Origin of the sequence: Curtobacterium sp. SGAir0471 (genome assembly GCF_005490985.1) — a bacterium.
Classification (GTDB): domain Bacteria; phylum Actinomycetota; class Actinomycetes; order Actinomycetales; family Microbacteriaceae; genus Curtobacterium.
Genome location: NZ_CP027869.1, coordinates 511,449 through 532,933, shown reverse-complemented (window position 1 = coordinate 532,933; position 21,485 = coordinate 511,449). Strand labels below are relative to the sequence as shown.

The 21,485-nt window shown below is 66.7% G+C and carries 19 protein-coding genes; 5 read left to right on the top strand and 14 right to left on the bottom strand.

What is annotated here, in order from left to right; genetic code table 11:
- Positions 1-603 (bottom strand): hypothetical protein, encoded by a 603-nt coding sequence (locus C1N91_RS02540; protein WP_137766474.1) that lies wholly within the window; start codon positions 601-603, stop codon positions 1-3.
- A 55-nt stretch (positions 604-658) separates the two neighbouring features.
- Entirely contained in the window at positions 659-1,093 is a 435-nt protein-coding gene (locus tag C1N91_RS02535) for a hypothetical protein (protein ID WP_137766473.1), read from the bottom strand.
- Positions 1,094-1,376: 283 nt separating this feature from the next.
- Here C1N91_RS02535 and C1N91_RS02530 point away from each other — a divergent pair, with 283 nt between their 5' ends.
- Both C1N91_RS02530 and C1N91_RS02525 read left to right on the top strand, forming a co-directional pair.
- A complete protein-coding gene (locus tag C1N91_RS02530) occupies positions 1,377-2,045 on the top strand; it encodes a hypothetical protein (protein ID WP_137766472.1) in 669 nt (222 codons plus the stop codon).
- Between the two features lie 184 nt (positions 2,046-2,229).
- Complete coding sequence (locus tag C1N91_RS02525; RefSeq protein WP_137766471.1) at positions 2,230-2,961, top strand: SOS response-associated peptidase; 732 nt, start codon at positions 2,230-2,232, stop codon at positions 2,959-2,961.
- Between the two features lie 165 nt (positions 2,962-3,126).
- Here the strand turns inward: C1N91_RS02525 and C1N91_RS02520 are convergent, their stop codons facing one another.
- Both C1N91_RS02520 and C1N91_RS02515 read right to left on the bottom strand, forming a co-directional pair.
- The gene (locus tag C1N91_RS02520) at positions 3,127-8,475 is read right to left on the bottom strand and encodes an Ig-like domain-containing protein (protein WP_137766470.1); all 5,349 of its coding nucleotides are present in this window, start codon (positions 8,473-8,475) and stop codon (positions 3,127-3,129) included.
- 351 nt (positions 8,476-8,826) lie between these two features.
- Positions 8,827-9,153: a hypothetical protein gene (locus C1N91_RS02515; protein WP_137766469.1), complete on the bottom strand. Its 327-nt coding sequence runs from the start codon at positions 9,151-9,153 to the stop codon at positions 8,827-8,829.
- Between C1N91_RS02515 and C1N91_RS16580 the strand changes: the two genes are divergently transcribed.
- Positions 9,152-9,316, top strand: a complete 165-nt coding sequence (locus tag C1N91_RS16580) for a hypothetical protein (RefSeq protein ID WP_175415883.1) — start codon at positions 9,152-9,154, stop codon at positions 9,314-9,316. The genes C1N91_RS02515 and C1N91_RS16580 overlap by 2 nt on opposite strands.
- On the opposite strand, the gene C1N91_RS02510 is transcribed toward C1N91_RS16580, so the two are convergent.
- Positions 9,297-9,623 (bottom strand): hypothetical protein, encoded by a 327-nt coding sequence (locus tag C1N91_RS02510; RefSeq protein WP_137766468.1) that lies wholly within the window; start codon positions 9,621-9,623, stop codon positions 9,297-9,299. The genes C1N91_RS16580 and C1N91_RS02510 overlap by 20 nt on opposite strands.
- Positions 9,624-9,894: 271 nt before the next feature.
- On the opposite strand from C1N91_RS02510, the gene C1N91_RS02505 reads away from it, so the two are divergent.
- Entirely contained in the window at positions 9,895-10,755 is an 861-nt protein-coding gene (locus C1N91_RS02505) for a VanZ family protein (RefSeq protein WP_175415882.1), read from the top strand.
- 323 nt (positions 10,756-11,078) lie between these two features.
- On the opposite strand, the gene C1N91_RS02500 is transcribed toward C1N91_RS02505, so the two are convergent.
- The 7 genes from C1N91_RS02500 to C1N91_RS17180 form a co-directional block, all read right to left on the bottom strand.
- Positions 11,079-11,645, bottom strand: coding sequence for a sortase (locus tag C1N91_RS02500; protein ID WP_137766466.1), 567 nt, complete (start codon positions 11,643-11,645; stop codon positions 11,079-11,081).
- A 443-nt stretch (positions 11,646-12,088) separates the two neighbouring features.
- Positions 12,089-13,909 carry a DUF4012 domain-containing protein gene (locus C1N91_RS02495; RefSeq protein ID WP_137766465.1) on the bottom strand — a complete coding sequence of 607 codons (1,821 nt, stop codon included), beginning with the start codon at positions 13,907-13,909 and terminating at the stop codon, positions 12,089-12,091.
- A gap of 272 nt (positions 13,910-14,181) precedes the next feature.
- Positions 14,182-14,460 (bottom strand): acyltransferase, encoded by a 279-nt coding sequence (locus C1N91_RS17185; RefSeq protein ID WP_175415881.1) that lies wholly within the window; start codon positions 14,458-14,460, stop codon positions 14,182-14,184.
- Between the two features lie 215 nt (positions 14,461-14,675).
- Positions 14,676-15,878: a hypothetical protein gene (locus C1N91_RS02485; protein ID WP_137766463.1), complete on the bottom strand. Its 1,203-nt coding sequence runs from the start codon at positions 15,876-15,878 to the stop codon at positions 14,676-14,678.
- Complete coding sequence (locus tag C1N91_RS02480; RefSeq protein ID WP_137766462.1) at positions 15,871-17,163, bottom strand: O-antigen ligase family protein; 1,293 nt, start codon at positions 17,161-17,163, stop codon at positions 15,871-15,873. Before C1N91_RS02480 ends, C1N91_RS02485 begins: the two co-directional genes overlap by 8 nt.
- Before the next feature lie 8 nt (positions 17,164-17,171).
- The gene (locus tag C1N91_RS02475) at positions 17,172-18,260 is read right to left on the bottom strand and encodes a glycosyltransferase (protein WP_175415880.1); all 1,089 of its coding nucleotides are present in this window, start codon (positions 18,258-18,260) and stop codon (positions 17,172-17,174) included.
- 79 nt (positions 18,261-18,339) lie between these two features.
- A complete protein-coding gene (locus C1N91_RS17180; RefSeq protein ID WP_137766460.1) occupies positions 18,340-18,942 on the bottom strand; it encodes a glycosyltransferase in 603 nt (200 codons plus the stop codon).
- Between C1N91_RS17180 and C1N91_RS16570 the strand changes: the two genes are divergently transcribed.
- Positions 18,850-19,167, top strand: a complete 318-nt coding sequence (locus tag C1N91_RS16570) for a hypothetical protein (RefSeq protein ID WP_175415828.1) — start codon at positions 18,850-18,852, stop codon at positions 19,165-19,167. The two genes, C1N91_RS17180 and C1N91_RS16570, sit on opposite strands and share 93 nt — an antisense overlap.
- 263 nt (positions 19,168-19,430) lie before the next feature.
- Here the strand turns inward: C1N91_RS16570 and C1N91_RS02465 are convergent, their stop codons facing one another.
- Complete coding sequence (locus tag C1N91_RS02465; protein ID WP_368074212.1) at positions 19,431-20,399, bottom strand: glycosyltransferase; 969 nt, start codon at positions 20,397-20,399, stop codon at positions 19,431-19,433.
- A gap of 82 nt (positions 20,400-20,481) precedes the next feature.
- Complete coding sequence (locus C1N91_RS02460) at positions 20,482-21,096, bottom strand: glycosyltransferase (RefSeq protein WP_137766458.1); 615 nt, start codon at positions 21,094-21,096, stop codon at positions 20,482-20,484.
- Positions 21,097-21,485: the final 389 nt, after the last annotated feature.

Below are 21,485 nucleotides of genomic sequence, written 5' to 3'. Positions count from 1 at the left end.
TCACCGCTCCTCATCGGACCTGTCACGGACCAGGCTCTTCCTGACTGCACGGCGAGAGTCGCCTCGATGCTTCGCGCCGGCGCCCCGCACGCGCAGCCTCTCGGATTCGCGCGCGATGCGAGGCACATCGAGCGCGTACGCAACGAACACGATCATGTAGGGCACGGAGATGATGGCCGCGTTCACAACGGCCCCCTCATCCAGCCATCGTCGATCCGCATAGCTGGACTGCGGGAGGGCGAGCGCATCGAGCAGCAGCGGCGGGAGGCAGTAGATGGCCACCGCGGGAAGGGTCACGAACAGCGGCAGCGTGATCCGTGCGCGCACCGGGGCGCGTCTCAACAGCCGGGCGACCTGCGTCGCTCGATGAGCAAGCAGGGCGCTGCTGAGCAGGACCCAAGAGACCGCACCCCAGACCCAGGACGAGAAGTCGTACTGCAGCAGGCCGTCCGCCGGCCACCAGAGCCCGACGTTCCTCAGCGACTCCTCGAGTGAGATCACCGTGCCGACGCGCGAGAACAGCGGTGGGAGCGGGAAGCCCAGACCGGCCAGGACCAGAGCGGGCAGCCCGCAGAGGAGGAGGACACGGGTCAGCAGTCTCACTGATCGCCTGCAATCGACGGGCGGCCGTCGCTCGACGACGGGTCGCTCGTGGCGCTCACGAGTCACCCGACAGGACGTTGCGGAAGTGCCTGAGGAGGATCGCGTCGCGGTACCTGGCGTCGGTGATGCCTCTCAAGCCCCACGAGGAGACGTAGCCAGTCACATCCCCTTCCGGCAACCCTTCCGGCTCCATGTCGACGGGGAACCCCGCTCTCGAGTCGGGGTCGGTGATCGCCACGACGACGTGGTCCGTCGGCTCTTCGAGGGGGATGAGCGCGGTGTACCCGGGCGCGTAGCGACCGCTGGTGGTCACGAACAGTCGCACGTCGTCGGAAGGACTGAGATCCGCCGACTCGTCAGCGACGTGCAGTGAGCGCTCCCATGACGTCCTCGTCGTACATGCCCGCACGAAGCGACGAGTGTCGGGTCTCGTGAGCATCAGCACGACGACGGCCACCGCCACGATCGCAGCTGCGAAGACGACACTCATCTGTTCCCTCACTGCGTACGGGGCGCCCGCGTCGCGGGGAACACCCGATGTCTGGCAGCGCTTCGATGCACGATCATAGGTCGCCGCGAGGAACCCGGTCGACGCCCCCGAAGGGAGGGACCCGCTGGTGCTCGACAAGCGTCCCGTACCTCGCCGACTCATCGGTGCTGTGGCCCCGGGAACGATCCGGTCCGACGAGCCCTGCTCAGGTCGAACGCACAGCGGCCGCTGCACCCCGGGCCGCGCTCACCCGCCCGGCAGCATCGCCGGGTAGAAGGAACACGTGTACCGGCTCGGATGGCAGGTGTTGCGCGGGAGCCTCTGGGAGGTTGTCGACAGCAAGCGTGTGCGCCGTGCCCTCTGGCTCGCCGCCGGGATCGCCGCGATCGCACTCGTGGTGTTCGTCGCGACAGAGCTCGCCCACGGGTGGGCCGGACCCGGCGTCCTCCGGCCGATCGCGGCGATCACCTTCGCCACGCTCGGTGTCCTCGCGATCGCGTACTCGTGCTTCCCGACCGCGCGCGAGGTCGGTCCGGAGCTCAGGATCAACGGCCGGCAGGTCCGACCCGACGCGACGATGTCGGTGCGGTGGTCGGTGCAGCCCTACCTCGAGCGGCGCGCACGGCCGATCGCCCCCGAGGACTGCGACGACGTCCTGGCCGACGTGCCCCTCCTACAGCGGGGGCTGGTGCGACGGCTCTCGCGGCTCGGTCCACTCCTGGTGGGTGCGGCCTCCGGCGGGCTCGCGGCGCTCGTCTCCGGTCAGATCGAGGTCTTCGTCGTCCTCTGGCCCTTCGTGTACCTCTTCACGCTGCCGGACATGGTCCGTCGGCTCGGCCGCGCCGAACGTGCCCGCCTCGCGGCGCTCGACACGGCGCCACCAACGCCGAAGCACCGTCCGCTCTGGCGTCGGCACCCGCACGGATCGAAGGTCCGTCTGCCCGGCGAGTGACCGCCACGGCCGCGCCCCACGGTCGTCCGTGGAGCAGAAGACGTCGGTTCGTGCACGCGAACCCGACGCCTTCTGCTCCATCGGAGCTGCGGGAGCGAAGCTGCGGGAGCGAAGCTGCGGAAGCAGAGGCTGACCTCGCAGCCCCACCGGCACCACTGTCGGCTGCGCCGGGCACACTGGGCGCATGTGTGGAAGGTTCGTCGTCTCCGACACCACGGCCGATCTGCTGCCCGAGCTCGTGGGTGAGCTCGCCGCGCGCACCGAGCACGTCGACCAGGAGACGGGCGAGGTGCACGCCGGCCTCGCCCCGAGCTGGAACGTCGCGCCGACCGATCCCGTGTACGCCGTCCGGCAGCGCCACGGGCAGCGCGAGCTCCCGCAGATCAGCTGGGGCTTCGTCCCGAGCTGGGCGAAGGACTTCCGGAAGCAGCGGCCGAAGCCGATCAACGCCCGCATCGAGACGGTCGCGACGAGCGGCATGTTCAAGCGGGCGTTCGCGACGAACCGCTGCATCGTGCCCGCCCTGGGCTACTACGAGTGGGTCGTCCGCGAGGACGGCAAGGAACCCCACTTCGTCCACGAACCCGGCGGTGCACTCGCGATGGCGGGCATCGTGAGCGCCTGGCCGGACCCGACGAAGCCCGAGGACGACCCGGAGAAATGGCGGCTGTCGCTCGCGATCATCACCCGTGACGCGCACGTCGCCCCCGGCGAGGTCCACGACCGGATGCCCGCCTTCCTCACCCCGGACGGCTACGACGACTGGCTCGACGGGGACCTCGGCTCCGACGACCTGCTGGCGCTGCTCGACCACGAGTCGCTCGCGGTCGCGGCCGGGCTGGAGCAGTACGAGGTCTCCCGCGCGGTGAACAGTGTGCGCAACGACGGCCCGCAGCTCATCGAACCTCTCAGGTGAGCACTGCGCCACGGGCCGCTCCACTGACCCGAGGCAGGCGCGACCCGAGGACACGGCGACCCGACGTCGGGTCGCGATCACGGACGACGGACGGGAGGCCCGGATCACGTGCGCCTGTCGGCTGACGTGGTCCGGGCCTCCCGTCCGGTTCGTGTGGTGCGGTGGTCAGGACCCGCTGCGGCGACGCGTCCCCGTCACGACCGTGGCGCCGTCACCCCGGCGGCGGACCACCAGGAACACCCCGGCCAGGACCATCGCGGCGGCCGCCAGGCCGAGCCCGACGAGCCCGGTGGTGCCGGTGAAGGCGAGCTTCGCGATGTGCGCCGCGGCGGCGAGGCCGGTCGGGTAGGACACCTCGATGGTCGCGCGGACCAGCTGCGCGGCGCTGTCGAGCACCGTGTAGTCGACCGAGGTGCGCGCTGCCCAGCCGTGCTCGGGGGTGAACACGACGGTCCCGTCCTGGACCTGCCAGGTCCCCATGCCCTGCACGACGACCCGGTCGGTCGGCGCACCGCTGGCGGGGTCGACCAGGTGCAGCGTCGACGGCACGAAGTGCGCTCCGCCGCTGGCGTGGTCGTTGTCGATCGGACGGATGGTCACCGGGTGGTCGACCGCACCGACCGCGGAGTCGTCCGTGGCGGTGGCGGCTGCGACGACCGTCATGACCGCGGTCGCCGTCGTCGTCTGGCCGGACGCGTCGGTCACCGTGTAGGTGAACCGGTCGGTGCCGGTGAACCCGGTCGTGGGCGTGTAGACGTACGAACCGTCGGGGCGGACCGTGACGGTGCCGTGCGCGGGCTTCCGGTCGAGGGCGGCGGTCAGGCCGGTCCCCCGGTCGTTGCCGAGCAGGCCGTGCTGGGCGTCGCGGGCGATCGCGGTGCCGGTGACCGTGCTGGCGCTGTCGTCGATGGCGGCGATCCCGACCGTGATGGTGACGAGGGCTTCGGCGTGCTGGCCCTCGGCGTCGACCACCTCGTAGGTGACGGTGTCCACGCCGGAGAACCCGGCCTCGGGCGTGTAGACGAACGTGCCGTCGGCGGCGATCGTCACGGTGCCGTGCTGCGCGCGGCCGACCGAGGCGACGCGGAGTGCCCAGCCGTGGTCGTTGCCGAGCACGCCCGGACCGCGCACGGTCACCGGCGTGCCCGCGGTGGTGCGTGCCGCGTCGGCGCCCGCGGTCGGGGTGACCGTGATCGTGACGAGGCCGGTGGACGTCTGCCCCTCGGCGTCGGTCGCCGTGTAGGTGAAGGTGTCGGTGCCGGAGAAGTCCTCCGCCGGCGTGTAGACGTACGAGCCGTCCTTCGCCAGGTCGACCGTGCCGTGCTTCGGCTTCCGGTCGAGCGTCGCCGTGAGTCCGGCACCGGAGTCGTCGGCGAGCACGCCGCGGTCGGCGGGGACGGTCAGCGTGCCGTTCGTCGTCGTGGTGCCCTGGTCGGGGGTCGCGACCGCGCCGACCAGGACCGTCACGGTGGCGGTCGCGGTCTGCCCGGAGGCGTCGGTGACCGTGTACGTGAAGGTGTCGGTGCCCGACCAGCCCGTGGTGGGCGTGTAGACGAGCGTGCCGTCGGCCGCCTTCGTGACGGTGCCGTGGCGCGGTTCGGTGGCGGCCGTGACGGTCAGGCTGGAGCCCGTGTCGTTGCCGGTGAGCGTCTCCGGCGAGATCGCGAGCGAGGTGTTCGCGGGCGTCTGCAGGACGTCGTCGGCTGCGGTCGGGGTGACCGTGACCGTGACCGTCGCCGTGGCGGTGGAGCCGGTGCCGTCCGTCACCGTGTAGGTGAAGGTGTCGGTGCCGGACCAGCCCGCTGCGGGCGTGTAGGTCACGCCGGTGTCGGTGGTGCGGACGGTCCCGTTCGCGGCGGTGCCGACCCCGGTGACGCGGAGCGCGGTGCCCTTGTCGTTCCGCAGGACGGGGACGTCGACCGGGGTGTCCGCCGTGGTGGTCACGGCGTCGTCGACGGCCTTCGGCGCGACGGTGATCGTGACGGTGCCGGTCGTGGTGTTCCCGGAGCCGTCGGTGATCGTCACGTCGAAGGTGTCGGTGCCGGAGTACCCCGGCTCGGGCGTGTACGTGTACGAGCCGTCCTTGCCGACCTCGACCGTGCCGTGGCTCGGGTCGGTGTTGTCGGTGACCGCGAGGTCGGTGCCGGTCGCCCCGGCGAGCACGCCCTTGTCGGCGGGCACGACGAGGGTGCCGTCGGCGGTGGCGTCGGCGTCGTTCGCGACGACCACGGGCGTGATCGTCACCGTGACGGTGCCCTCGGCCGTGTTGCCGTTCGCGCCGGTGACTCCGTACGGGAACGTCGCCGTGCCCGAGGTGCCCGGAGCCGGGGTGTACGTGATCGTGCCGTCGGCGTTCAGGACGACGGTGCCGGCGCTCGGCTGTCCGACCGACGTGACGGTGAGCCCGGAGCCGTGGTCGTTGCCGGTCAGGTCACCCGAGGTCACCGTGACGGGCTGGTCGGCCGCGGTGCGGATCCGGTCGTCCTCGGTGCGGGGCGTGACCGTGATCGTCACGAGTCCGGTGCTCTTCTGACCCGACGAGTCCGTCGCCGTGTAGGTGAAGCGGTCCGAGCCCGACCAGTCGGCGGTCGGCGTGTAGGTGTACGAGCCGTCGGCGGCCAGGTCGACCGTGCCGTGCAGCGGCTCCTCGTCGAGCGTCGCGGTGAGGCCGGTGCCCTGGTCGTTCGCCAGCACGCCCTTCGCCGCGCCGGCGGTCAGCGTCGTGGACGCCGGGACGGTCGCGGTGTCGGCGGTCGCCTGCGGTCCGACGATGACGACGACCCACGAGGACGCGGTCCCACCGGAGGCGTCACGCACGTCGTACCAGAAGGTGCCGGTGCCCGAGAAGCCGTCGGCCGGGGTGTAGACGGCGTTGCCGTCCGCGTCGAGCACGACGGTGCCGTCGGTCGCCCGGCTCACACCGGTGACGGTCAGGCCGGCGCCGGAGTCGTTGCCGAGCAGGGTCGACGCCGGGACGGTGACCGGGGTGCCGGCGGTCGTCGACGCGTCGTCGGGACGGGCGATCGGTGCGACGGTGATCGTGACCGTCGCCTGGGTCGAGCTGCGCCCGGCCTTGTCGACGACCTGGTAGGTCAGGGTGTCGGTGCCGGACCAGTCGGTGGCCGGGCGGTACTCGATGCGGCCCTGGTCGTCGACCGCTGCGGTGCCGTGTGCGGGCTGCGTCGCGATCTGGGTGCTGAGCCCGGTGCCGAGGTCGTTGCGCTGCACGTCGACGGTGACCGGGGTGTTCGCGGCGGTCGACGCGGTGTCGTCCTTAGCGGTCGGCGGCACGACGACGGTGACCGTGGCGGTCGCGACGGTGCCGGCGGCATCGGTGACCGTGTACTGGAAGGTGTCCGTGCCGGAGAACCCGGTGGCGGGGACGTACGAGTAGGTCCCGTCGGGGTTCAGCGTGAGCGCACCGTGCGCCGGCTGCGTGTTGCCGGTGACCGTCAGGCCGGTGCCACGGTCGTTGCCGAGCAGGCCGTCCTGCGGCGTGGTGGTGGTGAGCGTGTCACCGGCGCGCGTGGTCAGGGTGTCGTCGTTCGCGGCGGGCCGCACGAGGACGGTCACGGTGACGGTGTCGGACTTCCCGTTGCCGTCGGTGACGGTGTAGTCGAACGAGTCGTTGCCCGAGTAGCCGTCGGCCGGGGTGTACGTGTACGAGCCGTCCGACCCGACGGTGACCGTGCCGTGCGCGGGCTGGGTCGATCCGGTGACGGTCAGGTCGGTGCCCTGGTCGTTGCCGAGCAGGCCGGGAGCGCCGACCGTGGTCGGCCCGCCGGCGGTCACGGTGATGGAGTCAGCGGTCGCCGCGGGCGTGACGGTCACGGTGACGGTCGCGGTCGTGGTGGCGCCGTTGCCGTCGGTCGCGGTGTAGGTGAAGGAGTCGGTGCCCGAGAAGCCGGGTGCCGGGGTGTACCGGTAGGAGCCGTCCGTCCCGAGCTCGAGGGTGCCGTGCGTCGGGTCGGTGTGGCTCGTGATGGTCAGGTCGCTGCCGCCGTCGTTGGCCAGGAGGCCGTTGGCTGCGTCCGCGGACGCGGTCCCGCCGGCGCGCACCGAGAAGGCGTCGTCGGCGCCCTTCGGCGTGACCGTCACGGTGACGGTGCTCGTCGCGGTCTGCCCGGAGGAGTCCTTCGCCGTGTAGGTGAAGGAGTCGGTGCCGGAGAAGCCCGCGGCAGGTGTGTAGGTGTACGAGCCGTCGGGACGGACCGTCGCCGATCCGTGGGCGGGCTGCGTGTTCGACACGACGCTCAGGCCGGTGCCGGTGTCGTTCGCGAGCACGCCGTCGGCGGCACTCTTCGTCACGGCGGTGCCCGAGGTGGTGGTCGCGGTGTCGGCGGTGGTGGCGACGTGCGTGGCCTTCACGGTGTTGGCGAAGGTGACGACGACGTCGGTGCCGTCGGCGCTCGTGGCCGCGGGGAAGTCGAAGGCGGCCGTGTTGCCGTCGCCCTGGGCGATCACCGCACCGGAGTTGATGTTCTCGGCACGCCAGGTCGTCGCGTAGTTCGCGAGGTCGGTCGTGCCGGCTGCCTTCTGCGTCGCCGTGTACCGGTTCTTCGGCGTGGTCAGGACCGCGCCGGCCTTCTGCGACTGCACGCCGTCGGTGGAGTCCGCCGTGGTCGCCGTGTTGCCGGTGCTGACGCCGCCGCCGGTGACCTCGAGGGCGAACTGGTCACCCGACGCCCAGCGGTGGTCGACGCTCGACTGCGCGGAGAGCGTGTTGGCGTAGTTGCACGTGGCGAGGTCGCTCGGCGTGTAGCCACCGGCGATGGTCACCGGGTCACCGACCTGCTTGCCGGAACCCGGGTCGATCTTGTAGACGCTCGACCCGACCGAAGCGAAGAGGAACCCGTCGGCCGAGAAGCCGATGCCCGGGCTCCCCGCGGTGCTCGCGTCGATCGGCAGCGTCGCGACGAGCGTCGTCGTGAGCGCCGTGGTGCCCGCCGTGGTCGGGACCGTGTCCCCGTCCACGCGGCGGATCTGGTTGCCGGTCACCACGAAGAGCAGACCTCGGGTGCTGAACGCCATGTCGCCGTTCTTGCCCGTCAGCAGGTTGCCGATCGTGCCGACCTGGCCGATCTTCGTGCCGGTCTTCGTGTCGTAGGCGCCGAGGTAGGCGGGGTTGGCGCCGCTCGCGTAGTAGTAGATCCCCGTCGCGGGGTTGATCGCGCCGCGGAGCAGCTGGTGGTTGCCGCCCGGGTCCGCGTTGGTGACGTCGGGGTTCCGGACGCCGTTGACCGCGTCGTACGAGGTGATCGTGTTGCCGTTGTTCACCGCGGCGTAGGCGGCGACACCGTTGCGGGCGACCGCGAGGGCGTTGTCGGCCGGGTCCATGCGGACGACGTTCGTCACGGCACCGGTGGTCGCGTCGATCGCGGCGAGCTGGTTCTGCGCGGTGTTGATGGCGTACAGGGTGTTCTGGTCGCACGACAGCGCTGTCGCGGCGGCGGCCGGGTCGGCGACGACGGCCTGCGTCACGCCGACGGCGCCGAGCAGGGCGACGCCGAGCATGGCGACGGTGCGGATACCGGGTCGTGGTCGCGCGTGGACGCGTCCGGGCACACGGGTGCCCTGGTGCACAGGCAGCATGAGTCACTTTCGGGTCGAGACGATGCTGACGCCGAAGTGACGTGACGGTCCGTGCATGAGGGACGGTCACTGGCGTCGTGCCGATCCTGACAGGACTCTGAGGAACGAGGGGGGCAACAGTGGTCCCCAGTGTGGGGGACCCTCCTCGAACTGGGGGTACGCCGCCGAGCGCACCGGACGGTGCCCGGGTGGGGTGCACGACGACGGGAGGCCCGGATCACGTCCGCCGTGTGGCGGAGGTGATCCGGGCCTCCCGGTCGGATCGTGGTGCGGTCAGAGTGTGCGGCGCACGTCCGGCAGCAGGTCGTGCAGGCGCTCGGCCAGGCGGTCCTGTGCCTCGTGCAGCGAGCGGAAGTCGCCGACGTACTGGCCGAAGGTGTCGGAGACGAAGAAGTGTGCGCCCTGCTGGTCGATCACGCCGCCGTAGTAGCCGCCGTAGTTCGCCGCCCAGAGCCCCGTGTCGGCCTCGGACCAGACGACGTGCGCCCGGGCCGGTGCGTCGGGGGACACGACGCCGGCAGCGATGCCGGTGATGACCTCGATGGTCGCCGTGTCCACGGTCACCTCGGCCTGGTGGCTGTTGGCGACGCTGGTACTCATGGTGGTGCTCCTCGTGCTGCTGTGGTGCTGGACGGTGCTGGTGGTTCGGGTCGTGCTGATCGTTCGGGTCGAGCTGATCGTGCTGGCGGTGCTGGTCTGGCTGGTGGCGCCGACCGCGGTCGGCGCCGGATGGTCGTCGGGCACTACGCGACCGGACGGATGACGGACGGCAGCATCACGTGGAGCTGGTCCGCGAGCTTGGCCTGGGCCTCTTCGAGGGTGGCGAAGTCGCCGACCACGAGCCCGAAGGTGTCGGAGGCGACGTAGCGGCCGTCGCGCTTGTCGACGCTGCCGCCGAAGTAGCCGCCGTAGTTGGCGATCCACTCGCCGTCGTCCTCCTGCGTCCAGGTGGTCTTGGCGCGGGCGGCGCGGCCGGAGTGCTCTGCCTCGGCCTCGAGGATCGCGATGACGTCGACCGTCTCGGTGTCGAGGGTGACCTCGCGGTTGTCGGTGGTGACCGTGGTGCTCATGTCGCTCTCCTTCGCGATCCGGGGTACATCTGCTGACGTGACAACCGTACGAGAACGTCCCCCGGTCACGCCAGCGATGCCCGCCCTTTCACGGGATCCGTGCATGCGCGTCGGGGGAGAGCCCCGGATTTCCGGGCCTGGGGGACACGAGAACGGGGTACAGGAGGGCGATCGGGGTACTCGTTTCGTGGATGAACTGATTCGGTCACCTTCTCGAGTCACCCTCGCGTCTCGTCCGGCCGGGAGGCGCGGCCCACTACCGTCGATCCCGATGGACACCGCGACGAGGACCACGATCGTGCGCAGCGGGACGCTCGCTGCGGTCGTGCTCGTGGGCGCGGTCCTGCTGGTGCCCGGTCTCGCCGACCGCGTGCGGTCCGCCTTGCTCCACGTCGTGGGCGCGCTGCGCGCGCTCGGGCACGGCACCCTGACGCTCGGTGACGGGTTCGTGGCGGCGATCGGGGTGACCCTGGTGACCGCCCTGCTGCCGGTGCTGCTGGCGGGGGCGAGCAGGGCCTCCCGGCCGGACGGGGTGCGTCGACGCGCCCTGGTGAGTGCGGTCGTCGTGCTGCTGGCTGCCGGGGTCCTGGCGGCGCAGTCGTCGACGCCGGGTGGGCGGTTCCGGTCCGTCGCGCTCGCGGGACTCGTCGGGGTCGCGATCGGGTCGCTCGCCGACGCGGCCTGGCACGCGCGCCACCGGGCCGCCCACGCGTCGGGACGGACTCGTCGGGTGGCGTGGACGCTCGCGGCCGTCTACGCGCTCGTGGTGGTGCTCGTGGCAACCGCGGGCTCCCCCGTCGACGGCGGGATCCACCCGTGGTTGGTGCGGGCGATCGCGGCCGGTCATCGGCTCGGGGCGCCGGGGTGGCTCGGGTACGACGCGGTCGAGTTCACGGCGAACGTGGTCTTCTTCGTGCCGTTCGGCTTCTTCGTGCTGCTGCTGTTCGGGGCGCAGGCGTGGTGGGTCGGCATGCTCGGCGGGTTCCTGGCGAGCTGCGCGATCGAGACGGTGCAGGCGCTGTTCCTGCCGGCGCGGTTCGCGTCGGTGGACGACGTGCTGGCGAACACGTCGGGGGCGGTGCTGGGGGTGCTGGTGGGGGTCGTGGTGTTGGGGCGGGTGCGGCAGGCCTGAGAGCCTTCGCTTCCCGCTCGCCCCGCTCCTGGAGAACGTGGCCGTACGGTCAGCGCATGGCTCGACCCGAACGCCGCCGCTACCGGCCGCCCTCGATGTTTCCGTGGTGGTTGTGGATCGTGGCACCGCTCGCGGTCGTGGCGATCGTCGCGATCGCCCTCCTCGTCACCTGACCCCTGGTCGGCGGCCCCTGCAGCCGCCTCAGGGATCCGCTCCGACTCCGGGCCCGGGCCGGGGTCGCGGGGTGTGCCTTCGGGCGCAGACACCACGGAACCCCCGGCACCGAGGTGCCGGGGGTTCCGTTCGGTTCAGTCGAGCTGCTCTCAGGCGGCGTCGCGCTGACGACGGACCGACTTGCGGACGACCAGGAGGCCACCACCGAGGACGATGGCGCCGCCGGCAGCCCAGAGGCCGAGCGTCGAGATGGTGCCACCGGTGAAGGCGAGCTGGCCGGGCGTGCCGGAGCCGCCGGTCGAGCCGACCGTGGTGCTGGTGCCACCAGCAGCCGGGGCGATGGTGAAGAACGCCGTGCCCACGGTGGTCGAGGTGGCGCCGGTCGCGGTGAGGTTGTAGCTACCCGAGCCGCCGGCCGGGAAGGTGACACGGATCGTGAGGCCACCATCGGCGTTCGCCGTGTAGGTCTTCGAGACCGTCGTGGTCGGGAGCGCGCCGAGCGTGACGGCACCGGCACCGGTGACCTGCACGTTGACGGTCTCGCCCGCGGCGAAGACGTTGTTGTTGAAGTTGACGACAGCGGTGCCACCGGCAACGTAGTTGCCCGAGACCGAGCCGGCCGACTCCGGGGCGTACCCGGTCGCGGCGTTGGCCGCGGTCGGGATCGCGACGAAGGCTGCGCCCGCGATGAGGGCAGCGGCGATGAGCTTCTTCATGAAGTGTTTCCCCTAAAGATCTGATCCTGCAGACCCTGACACCCAGAGCCCGTTGGCACTCCCCCCTGGAACGTGCCGCGAAGGAGCAAGCGGTCGCTATGGCGAAGTTCCCTCAATCTAGCGGGAATCCTCAGGATGTTGCCACCTCAGGCGAAAGTTTTCACAAGCGTCACGTTGATGACTTCGCGCGACGGACGCGGATCGCCGGTGACCATCACCACCTCGCAGTCGTAGACCAGTCGAAAACCCCAGATCATGGAGCATTTCGGGTTCTCAGCGGGACGGCCTCCGAGCGCCGTCCACTCATGCTCGCCCGCATGAGCGGTGTCCTCAGGAACACCCGCCACCCCCGATCTGGGGCATCCTGGCGTTGCGCAATGCGGATCAACACGCCTCGAGGATCGCGGCCGCGGGGCGAACTCGCCCTATGGTCCGCGCTGCTCTCAGTCGGCGGGCGTCGGGTTCGCGCAGTCGAACCGCAACGGCAGGACCTTGCTCTGCCGCACGCCTGGCGTCGACAGCACGTCGACGGCCGCCTTCGCGTCCTTCTGCTCACCGAGGAAGGCGACCCGGAACGTCGTCGACTCCCCTGGGGCGAGCAGTGTCTGGAGTTGCACGACCGGGTGATCGCCGTCCATGACCGTCTGTACGGGGACCTGCTTGCCGTCCTGCGTCGACCCGAGGTAGATCGCACCCTCGGGTGCGTAGACCGCCACGAGGGTCTTGATCTTTCCCGGTTCGGTTCCGAAGTCTCCTCCGCCGGTGACGTACTCGGGCAGGCTCGTCGCAGCGTCGGCAGGAGCGGTGTTCTTGATCGTCACCTCGACCGCGGATGTGGGTCGGCCGTCTGCGCGGCAGACCGAGGCACCGACGGACACCGTCTTCTCGAGGTAGTAGTCCATCTTCGAGGCCGTGCCGTCGTTGAGGTAGACACCGAACTGTCGGAGCGACGTCGTCGCGACCGGCAGGTCGCCCGCAAGCGGTGTGCCCTCGAGCTGCGACTGCTCGGCCTTCGTCGCGCTCCACAGCCGAAGGCGACCTTCCTGCGCTCCCTGCGTCAGCGCGCTGACGAACTGCTTTGCGTCGAACGACCCGGTCGCCACCTTGTCGAAGACCGCGCTGGCGGCCGACGCAAAGAAGAGGTCCTGCACGCTCGGGTCGGGGTACTTCGCGTACACATCGCTGAGTAGCAGCTGCACCGCGTTGTCCGACGTGAGCGTGTCACCGGTCGGGAGCTGTACCGGCCCGGTCGCCCGCAGGATGTAACTCAGCGTCACCGGATCGATCGCGAGCACTCCGTCGACCTGCTGCCCGAACTTCTGCTTCCACATCTCTCGAGTGAGCTGCGCCGAGACGTCAAACCGTGGCGTCAGCGTCACATCTTGCATGTACCGCCCGGTGATCTCGCCGTACAGCGTTCGAGTCCCTGGGTCGAGCGGCAGGACGGACTTCTCGTACGGTCCGAACGACGAGCCGGCCGCCTGGTCACCGAGCGAGATCGCGCCGTCCTGCACCTTGAGGAGCGCTACGGCTCCCGGGATGCCCCCGCCCGCGCGCAGCTCGGCGTTGTTCTGGAAGAGCAGGACGTAATTGCGCTCGCCGCCATCACCCAGCATCGCCGGGGCGAGCTGCACCACACGGTTCGCGGTGTCCAGCTGCCCGGACGCCGAGCGCAGCGCGTTCCGCAGTTGATTGACCGCAGACGTGACCGGCGACAGCGTGTCGCTGGTGTTGATGGCGTTCGCATCGCGATCCGCCTTCGCCACCGTGTCCGCGGCCTGCGCAACGGCCGGCTGCGCCTTCACCAGCGGTTCGAGGTTGACCTTGCCGCCCTTCGGCGCGAGCGAATCAGTGCTCAGACCGCCGATGACGCGCGCCACCGGGCTGACAGCTCCGGACGCCACGTCGTCCACGACGACCGAGACCTCACGCACCGCGCGGAGGTTGGATCCGAAGAACGGCACGTACTGCGCCGCGCCCCAGACAGGATCGCCGGTGAGCTCCCGCGCCGCCGAGGCTTCGCCCTCCAGGTGGGCCGCGGTTGCATGCGCCGCCTTCGTGTCACCGTCGCCCAGCTGCGACCGCAGACTCGTCACTTCGGATACCGCGCGTTCGAGGTGGCCCTTCGCGAGCGCACCGCGGACCCCCACCCATGCAACGGCGAGGATCAGCAGAAGGACGACGGCGAGCACGATCCACAGCACGGTCCGGGCCCTGTTCCCCCGGCGTACAGCAGCGCGTCGCGACTCGGGCTGGTCGGACATGAGGACAATCCTACGGCCCCTCAAGTCGATCCGATGAGGGAGCACCAAACTTGACTCAGGCAGGCAGAGGGTGACGCAGCTTGGCTGCGTTCCGGTCCTCGCCCGAATCTTTTGTTACCCGACGAGCCAAGAGCTTCCGTCCCCAGCTGAGCTGGGAATTCAATGGCCCGGTAGAACGATCCCGCCGCACGCAAGGAGACCGAAGTAACCAGAATCGGAGTGAGCAGAGCCGATTCCCGGCGCGAGTAAGCAATTGCCGCGATCGAACGCACTCAACTCAAGAATTTCTTGAAACGCGCCGGGACCCCAGCATGGAGCGAGTGCCCTACACAATCCTCTGTTACCACCGAACCTGCTGCAATGACCGCTCCCGGTCCTATGGTGACGCCCGGCAGCACAACGACTCTTGCTCCAATCCAAGCTCCTGAGCCGACGCGAATTGGCGCAAGGACAACAGACCCGGCGCGGGCATCGCGCCCGCCCACCTGATGTGTCGATGTGAGAAAGGTCGCACCCGGGCCCACGGACACATTTTCGCCAAGTTCAATCATTGCACCAGCATCGAAAGTGCAACCTGTGTTAACGAACGAACCAGGACCAATGACAACGCGAGAGCCTCCTATGACGCGTGTGCCGCTCAGGATGCCTGCTCCACGGGCTTTGACCCCTCCTACCTTGAGCAACCAGGCTCGGGATCTCTGAGGCCAGATTGGGTGAGTCACCACAACGTTGAACCACACATCACGCAGTATCCGACGCATCCCGCTCATCGAGCATCCCCTTTCGGCTCACGCCAGGTGAAAACAGCAAACAACGTGCCAACCGCAAAAACAGCTTCACTCAGAACAATCGCAGATGAAACGCTCGCGTCTCGCGAAGCGAGCAGGAGCGCCACCGACAGCTGGACGACCGCTGCTATACCGTACGCAAAGCTGAGACGAAGCGTATCGCGACGTGCGAACAAGGCGACAGTGAGCACAGACGTCAACAGAGAGACCGGAATTTGCAAAAGCATCACCTGCACCACCGGCACAGCGGCTGATGCTGCTGACCCAAAGAGCAACGGCACGTAGACAGGAGCGGTGAAGATGATGATGACCCCAAGGGCGGCGCCGCCGATAAATACCAACGCCCCGTCCCTGAGGATTTTCATGGCAGTCAAACTATCCACTGCCGCGGCGTACCGAGGCAGGAGAACAGATTCCAATACTTGCGCAGGAATGCTGAACAGAAGCAGCAGCCTGGACGCCAATGCGATCTCGACAAGCTGACTGCCATCGTTCACGATCGACGCCAGAATCACCAATATGGAGGAATAGAAATGAACGATGAGGGTATGAAGCAGGAGGCCTGACACGTGGCGAAAGTCGTTGCGCACGAATTTCCATGATGGAACGCCTACCAGGGCGCCCCACGACACGCCCGTGCACCTATTGACATAAAGCGTGGAGACTATTGCTCCCAATGGGTACGCAAGCGCCACCGCCCACAGCGGCGCCTCAAGAAGGGAAGAAGCGACACCAAAAGCTGCCGTCGATGCGTTGCCGAGTATCCGGCTGAGTGCAACTGAGCGTGCATCGGCGCGAGCTAGAAGTACGTAGCTTGTCGAGAATGCGATAGCGACCGGCGTGAGTGACAGGACGAAGGCAAGTTGCCAGCTGCTCGCTGCGGCAACGATCGGTATCACCACCGCCGTCGACACCAAGCTAAGGGACACTTGGATACGGGCGGTACCACGGATGATTCCCGACGCTTTCTCCCCACTCGCCAATCGTGTGACAGCAGCGGTGCCGAGGCCTGCATCACCAGCGACAGTCGCATAGGCAAGCACTGATTGCGCGACCGTGAGGATTGCGAGGCTGTCGAGGCCGAGACTGCGGGATATGACGAAAGTCACAGAGAAGGCGGCTATCCGGGCAAGCGCTTCGGCGGCGAAGAGAACAGTGCCGTCGCGAACGATCCTATGCACGCTTCAGCGCGCCTTCTAGTGGCCTACTAGGCCCCCGCTTCGGTACCAACCACGATGTAGCTCCCCAGGCAATCCCAATCCAAAACCACGTCTCGAACAGCCAGAGAACGCTGGTCGCAATGGAAAACAGAAAATATGGCAGCGCAAGGGCGACGACTAGTCCGAGATTCCGCGCACGCAATTGAATGGACAGTACCGCGACAAGGGCCACGCAGACCGATGCCGCGGCCAACAACCCGCCGTCGTACAGGACCTGGAGAGGCAGATTCCCAATATACGAAGGCAGGTTTTTGAAAGGTTGCGTCGGATCTAGGTGACGTTGACCGAAGGAGTTCCAACCCAAACCCTGCACCCGCGCGTCGGACGCGAGCCATTCGTTGAGCGCGATTTGATTGATCTGCCTCCGAAGCCCACCTGTACCGCTTGATGTGTCCAGTAGCGACGAGAACTTCGAGAACCCCGCGTCAGGCGACCGCACTGCTAGTCCGACAGTCGCCGCTACGCCCAGCAGGCCAGCCCCTACCACTAGGGGCCGCGACGATTTACGAAAAAGGAAGACGAGGAAGAGCCCGAGTAGCAAAGCGACCAATGCCGCGCGAGTATGCGTTGTGAGGATCGCCACAGGCGCCAGAAGGACCGTTAGCAGCCGCGGCAGTCTTCTGATCCAATCACCCGGGTTCCAGGCCGCGATGATTGCCCAGAGACATAACAGGCCGGCGAGAACGTTTGCTTCGATCGAAGCCACGTAAGCGGCCCAACCACCGTACGTCGGATCGTCTTGCACGCCTAGCGTCGAGACGCCGAGTGTCGCCAGCGTCCAGGCGACGACTGCAAGCGCTGACGCGGTAAAAGCGCACCATACCCCGACCGAAAGCATCCGATGCCACTCCCCGCGGTGAGTGCTCACCCAAATGGCACCAATGAAGCTCAGGGCGCACCAAATCAAAACGCCCAGCGACTTATTCAGTTCCGGAGAGGACACCACAGATGCGAACGAGCCGCTCACCAACCAAAGCGCCACTGCTGCAATCGAAACGACCGCTGCGCTTGACAACCGGTGTCTTGCATCTTGACGCAAGAAAAGACCGACGCCAGCAAGCGTCGCCGCAAACATCTCGAGGCGCACACTGAAGCCAAACACGTCAACCGTGTAGCGCGTCAGGAACATCGAGATCACTAGCAGGACGCCTATGCGACTATCACGCTGTAGCACGAGCACTGCAGCGTAGCCGAGCAGCAGGACACACAATGTCACAAATAACGGATTCGCGTCGTAGCCAGTCAAGGTGAGCTCTAATCCATCGGCGGCGCTAGGAGCGCTTGCGCCCGCTGATCGATCGACGGCAGTAGGGCAAGATCGATGGGCGCGAGCTCCTCCGTGGCACCCATCTCCTGAAGTTGCTCAACCCAATTGGCCCCGGATTCTACGCGGATATACTGAGGAAAGCGCGCTGCAATGGCCTCCACCGTCGGCAGCCGCGTCGACAATACGCTCATACCCGCTGCCAAGTAGTCGAACACCTTCAAAAAACTACTCGCTTTCGTATAAGCGTCGACGTGAAAAGGCACAAGCCCGACTCGTGCTGTCGATAATTCGTTGATTACCTCATCGTAGGCCAGGTCGCCAACAATCCGCACATTGGGCATACCGGCTAACTCGGGAACCTCGTCGACGCCGATTATCAAGAAACTCCAATCCGGCAGACTCCGTACGACCCGCGTAACGAGCAGCAAATCGATGCGGCTGTTCCATCCCCCGACGTAGGCAGCGGTCTTCCGCCTCTCGGAAACCTGCGTTCGCGCAACGGCATTACGAAGGACCCGCCTAACGCGATCAATGTCGACCCCGTTTGGCAGCACCTCCACGCTCGTCTTGATGTGAGGCTGCAGCTCCGACGCTAGTCCCTCAGAGACCGCCACAATCCGATCACTGACCTGGGCCGTAGCTACCGCGAGACGCCAGTTCGCTTGGCGCAATCGGTGGCCAAGGTACTCGTACCCCCAGTGCCGGTCAATCACGTCAAAGGTGCGGTACCTCCAGCACGCCATACGCACAATCTCTGGGAACATCCACCAGTAGGTCACCAGCTTGGGCTCCCGGAAATTCAACCGTTTGACTGCTCTTTGCAGCAACATTCGGATCATCATCAACTGAATACGCCTCACCACTTCGGGAGCGACGAGCGGAATCCAATCCGACCAAGTAGGTAGATTGAGGACGGCCAGTCGAGCGTTGACGAGATGAAGGCCTGGGCGAGCGAAGGATTCGCGCTTGTTCGACGAGAGGAAATCCCTAAACCTGCGAGTGCGCAGCGGCCGCGGGTTACCGCGTGCAACGTACAAAACTCTCCGCGCCCCGCTGATTGCCTCCAGCATCTGCATCGATGTCTGATTCGCCGACTGCTGGTACGGAGGGCCTCCGAAAACCACGACGGCGCCTTGAGTCATATGCGTTGATTCGTTATCTTGCCGACGTCGCATCAGTGCTGCCTTCCTGTGGGCGCGTAGCTCGAAGGATCTTTTCGACGGCCCGACGGCGGGACTCTCGTCCGAAAACGAGGTGGACTGCCGCCTCCGTCGGTGGAAGCCAAGTCGAGCGCTCCGCCTCCATCTCTTCGAGAGCCTGCGCAATGTCGCCGACGACGTTTGACCCGCGCGCTACAAGAATGCCGTCCACTACGGGCAAGACCTCGGTTGCCCCACCCTCTGCGAAAGCCGCGCTTCGCGCGCCGACGGACCAAGCTTCCAACGGCACCAGACCGAAGGCCTCCTCTCGATCCCCAAAGCAGGCGTATACGTCCGGGACAGGGCGGAGTGCGGCAGCGCCACGTACCTCACCGACGATCCGTACCCGGTCGTCCGTCGCAGAGTGCTTGATCACTTCCTGAACCGCGGAGTCATCATCTCCATAGGGGCTGCCTGCCAGGATCAGCTGCCAATTTTTGGATCCCTTTGAAGCTATTTGAAAGGCATGAAGTACGTCCAGGTGCCCTTTTCGTCCGTTGAAGCGACCAACAACAGCGACGACGAATTGACCGCCGTGTCGTTGCTCGCGCAGAACCATCGAAGGCGCCACTGGAAACGCTGGTGCCAGGCGAAGCTGTTCGACGCCGAGGGACACAAGCCACTCACCCACGGATCGACTGACGATCTCTATGGGCGCTTTCCCTGGCCGGAGCAGAAGGCGCACGAGCAAGCCAGCGAGCCGATTGGGGCGGAGCTCGTGCACGGATATCCAGTGCGGCCGCCTCTTAACCCGAAGCAGCGGTATGTATGCCCCGAGAGCTAGGGTCCAAAGTACAACCACGTCGGCGGACACCGCGGGGCCAGGTAAGCGAGGCCACCTCAGCACGTCCCGGAGCCTGCTCGCTCGAATTACGGCTAGCTTCGGTTCTACGTGAACATTAGCGCCAATTTTATACAGCTCGTTGGACAGTGGTCCGTCGACGGGAGTGACGACCGTAACTGAGTGCCCGAGCTCTGTAAGTGCTTCCACTTCGGAGACCAGTACTCTGCTCGCCCCGTAAAGGTCATTACTACCATGGAGGACGACTACGTGCAAGATCGCCCCGACAATTCGTTAATGACCTCGAGCCATCGCGAACGGAAAGTATCGGTTGCGAACTGCACGGAATCTTCCTGGAAATCCTCTTGCTGACGCCGCGCGACTGTTCCCTCGAATACCGCCGAGAGTCGCTGGTAGAGCACTTCGGAATCGCTTTGTCCCTCGGATGCGGCGGGATACATCGGAATCACCTCGGTCAGAGCGCCTCGACCGGCGTGGACCACCGGCGTACCCCGGGCGATGCTTTCAATGGCCGGGAGGCAGAAGCCTTCGTCTAAAGATGGAACGAGTGTGACGCTTGACGTGGCATAAAGCTGCAACAAGTCTGCTTCGCTGAGCTGCCGATGGAGAACCACCCAACTACCTTCCGGATCATGTAGCTCGATCTTGTCAAGGACGACGTCCTCATCGTTTCCTGCGCGCACCACCATGTGAAGTTCGATATCACCGGCACGGTCCTTCCGGAGTCGCGCGACAACTTCGACCGCAAGTCCCAGCCGCTTGTGCTGATCCATCGACGCTACGACAAGCACCGTCGGCTTCCTTCGTCGTTCTGCAACCGAGGCAGAAACGTCCCCCGGTTGGGGTGCCGGCCACGGAATGACTCGAATACGCCCGGCTGTATGGGGCCATCGAGCCGCAATGCGCGACGCACTGTGCCGCGAGGGAGTAACGATTAGGTCGGCAGCTTTTGCGGACACGCCGAACGTCATTCGTGCATACAGCACAAACCACTTATTGAAAAGCGACGGATGGTCCAACACCATTGTGTCGTGCATCACAATGACGCTCTTGACGCCGCGACTTCCACGCCCGGTGTTCGTAGCGTGGACGATCAAGTCAGCGCCAAGGCGCGCGGCCTCTCGCGGTGCCGTGATGAAGTCCCAGGTCAGCATCTGAAGGAGACGACCCAGCCGGGTTTTCGGCTTTTTCGGAGGCGTCACGCTGCCAACCACCTCAGGTTGCGACCCCGCTAAAGCGCATCGGATTAGCTCTGCGCCACGACTAGAGCCGCTCACTCCCCGCGTGGAGATGAAGTCATTGATCAGTGGGAACACCGTCGTCCTCTCCGTAGATCCGACCGAGGGCCTCCACGAACTGCGCGCGCCGGAATGACTCGGCGCGTTCGCGTGCCAGTACGCGGACGGCTCGCACAGTCTCTGCGCTACGTGCCCAAGACCGCAGCTTAGCCTCGATCTCCGAAATTGTGGTTCGCGGCATCGGTTCATCGAAACGTTGAGACACCCATGGGAGCGGATCAAGCAAAAGAAACTCCTCGACGGCGACCATCTCGGTCACAGAACTATTCGCGAAAGCAATGACCGGACAACCCGCGGCCATAGCTTCCAGGGGCGGTAGGCCCTGTCCCTCGTAACTCGACGGATAAAAGGTTGCGAGCGCACCCGAGTAGAGCTCGGCGAGCTTTTCATCCGAGGGGCTTTCAATGTATTCAACCCCGTCCGGAAGCAGCGTTCGATCCGCCCTGCCCACGACCACCACCCGGAGCCCTAATCGCTTCGCCACTTCCGCAAACTGGTGCACCCAGTGGAAGCGTTTCCTGGGATCATGAGTTCTGTGGTCAACCATAACGATCACCGTCGATGGATTGGACGCGTGCTCGTCGAGCGCTGCCTCGAAGAAGACGTCGGCCACAGGAAGCGGGAGAACCCGGAGTCGCTTCGCGAGTATCCCCAATTGCGCTCTGACTCGGTCTGCCGTGTAGGTCGAGTTTACGACTACACGCTCCGCGCGACGCGAGTTCAGAAATAGTGCCCTGGTTCTCAAGCCGAGCTTTTGATAAGCACGAACATCAAGTGGAATAACGTCCTGGATTGAGCAGATCCAGGGGCGGTCCTTCACAAGCGGGAGGTGGAGCGGCGTGGTTGCGTGTAACCAGGCGGTTCGCGTGGGATCTAGAAGGCGCAAGGCGCTATGCCGAGGCTTCCCGCTCAACGAACTACCCGAGTACTCGAGAGTCTGAACCTCAGGTAGTGCCTTCGCTGCGTCGTGCAGCGCAGAGGCGTACCGACCGAGTCCCCGGT

What these genes read in the sequence shown, in the direction of transcription:
- C1N91_RS17185 (WP_175415881.1), bottom strand. Translation starts at nt 14,460, where the DNA reads ATGATTGAACTTGGCGAAAATGTGTCCGTGGGCCCGGGTGCGACCTTT.
- C1N91_RS02500 (WP_137766466.1), bottom strand. Translation starts at nt 11,645, where the DNA reads ATGAAGAAGCTCATCGCCGCTGCCCTCATCGCGGGCGCAGCCTTCGTC.
- C1N91_RS17180 (WP_137766460.1), bottom strand. Translation starts at nt 18,942, where the DNA reads ATGGTTCTGCGCGAGCAACGACACGGCGGTCAATTCGTCGTCGCTGTT.
- C1N91_RS02525 (WP_137766471.1), top strand. Translation starts at nt 2,230, where the DNA reads ATGTGTGGAAGGTTCGTCGTCTCCGACACCACGGCCGATCTGCTGCCC.
- C1N91_RS16580 (WP_175415883.1), top strand. Translation starts at nt 9,152, where the DNA reads ATGGTGGTGCTCCTCGTGCTGCTGTGGTGCTGGACGGTGCTGGTGGTT.
- C1N91_RS02475 (WP_175415880.1), bottom strand. Translation starts at nt 18,260, where the DNA reads ATGCAGATGCTGGAGGCAATCAGCGGGGCGCGGAGAGTTTTGTACGTT.
- C1N91_RS16570 (WP_175415828.1), top strand. Translation starts at nt 18,850, where the DNA reads ATGAAGTACGTCCAGGTGCCCTTTTCGTCCGTTGAAGCGACCAACAAC.
- C1N91_RS02505 (WP_175415882.1), top strand. Translation starts at nt 9,895, where the DNA reads ATGGACACCGCGACGAGGACCACGATCGTGCGCAGCGGGACGCTCGCT.
- C1N91_RS02510 (WP_137766468.1), bottom strand. Translation starts at nt 9,623, where the DNA reads ATGAGCACCACGGTCACCACCGACAACCGCGAGGTCACCCTCGACACC.
- C1N91_RS02520 (WP_137766470.1), bottom strand. Translation starts at nt 8,475, where the DNA reads ATGCTCGGCGTCGCCCTGCTCGGCGCCGTCGGCGTGACGCAGGCCGTC.
- C1N91_RS02515 (WP_137766469.1), bottom strand. Translation starts at nt 9,153, where the DNA reads ATGAGTACCAGCGTCGCCAACAGCCACCAGGCCGAGGTGACCGTGGAC.
- C1N91_RS02535 (WP_137766473.1), bottom strand. Translation starts at nt 1,093, where the DNA reads ATGAGTGTCGTCTTCGCAGCTGCGATCGTGGCGGTGGCCGTCGTCGTG.
- C1N91_RS02495 (WP_137766465.1), bottom strand. Translation starts at nt 13,909, where the DNA reads ATGTCCGACCAGCCCGAGTCGCGACGCGCTGCTGTACGCCGGGGGAAC.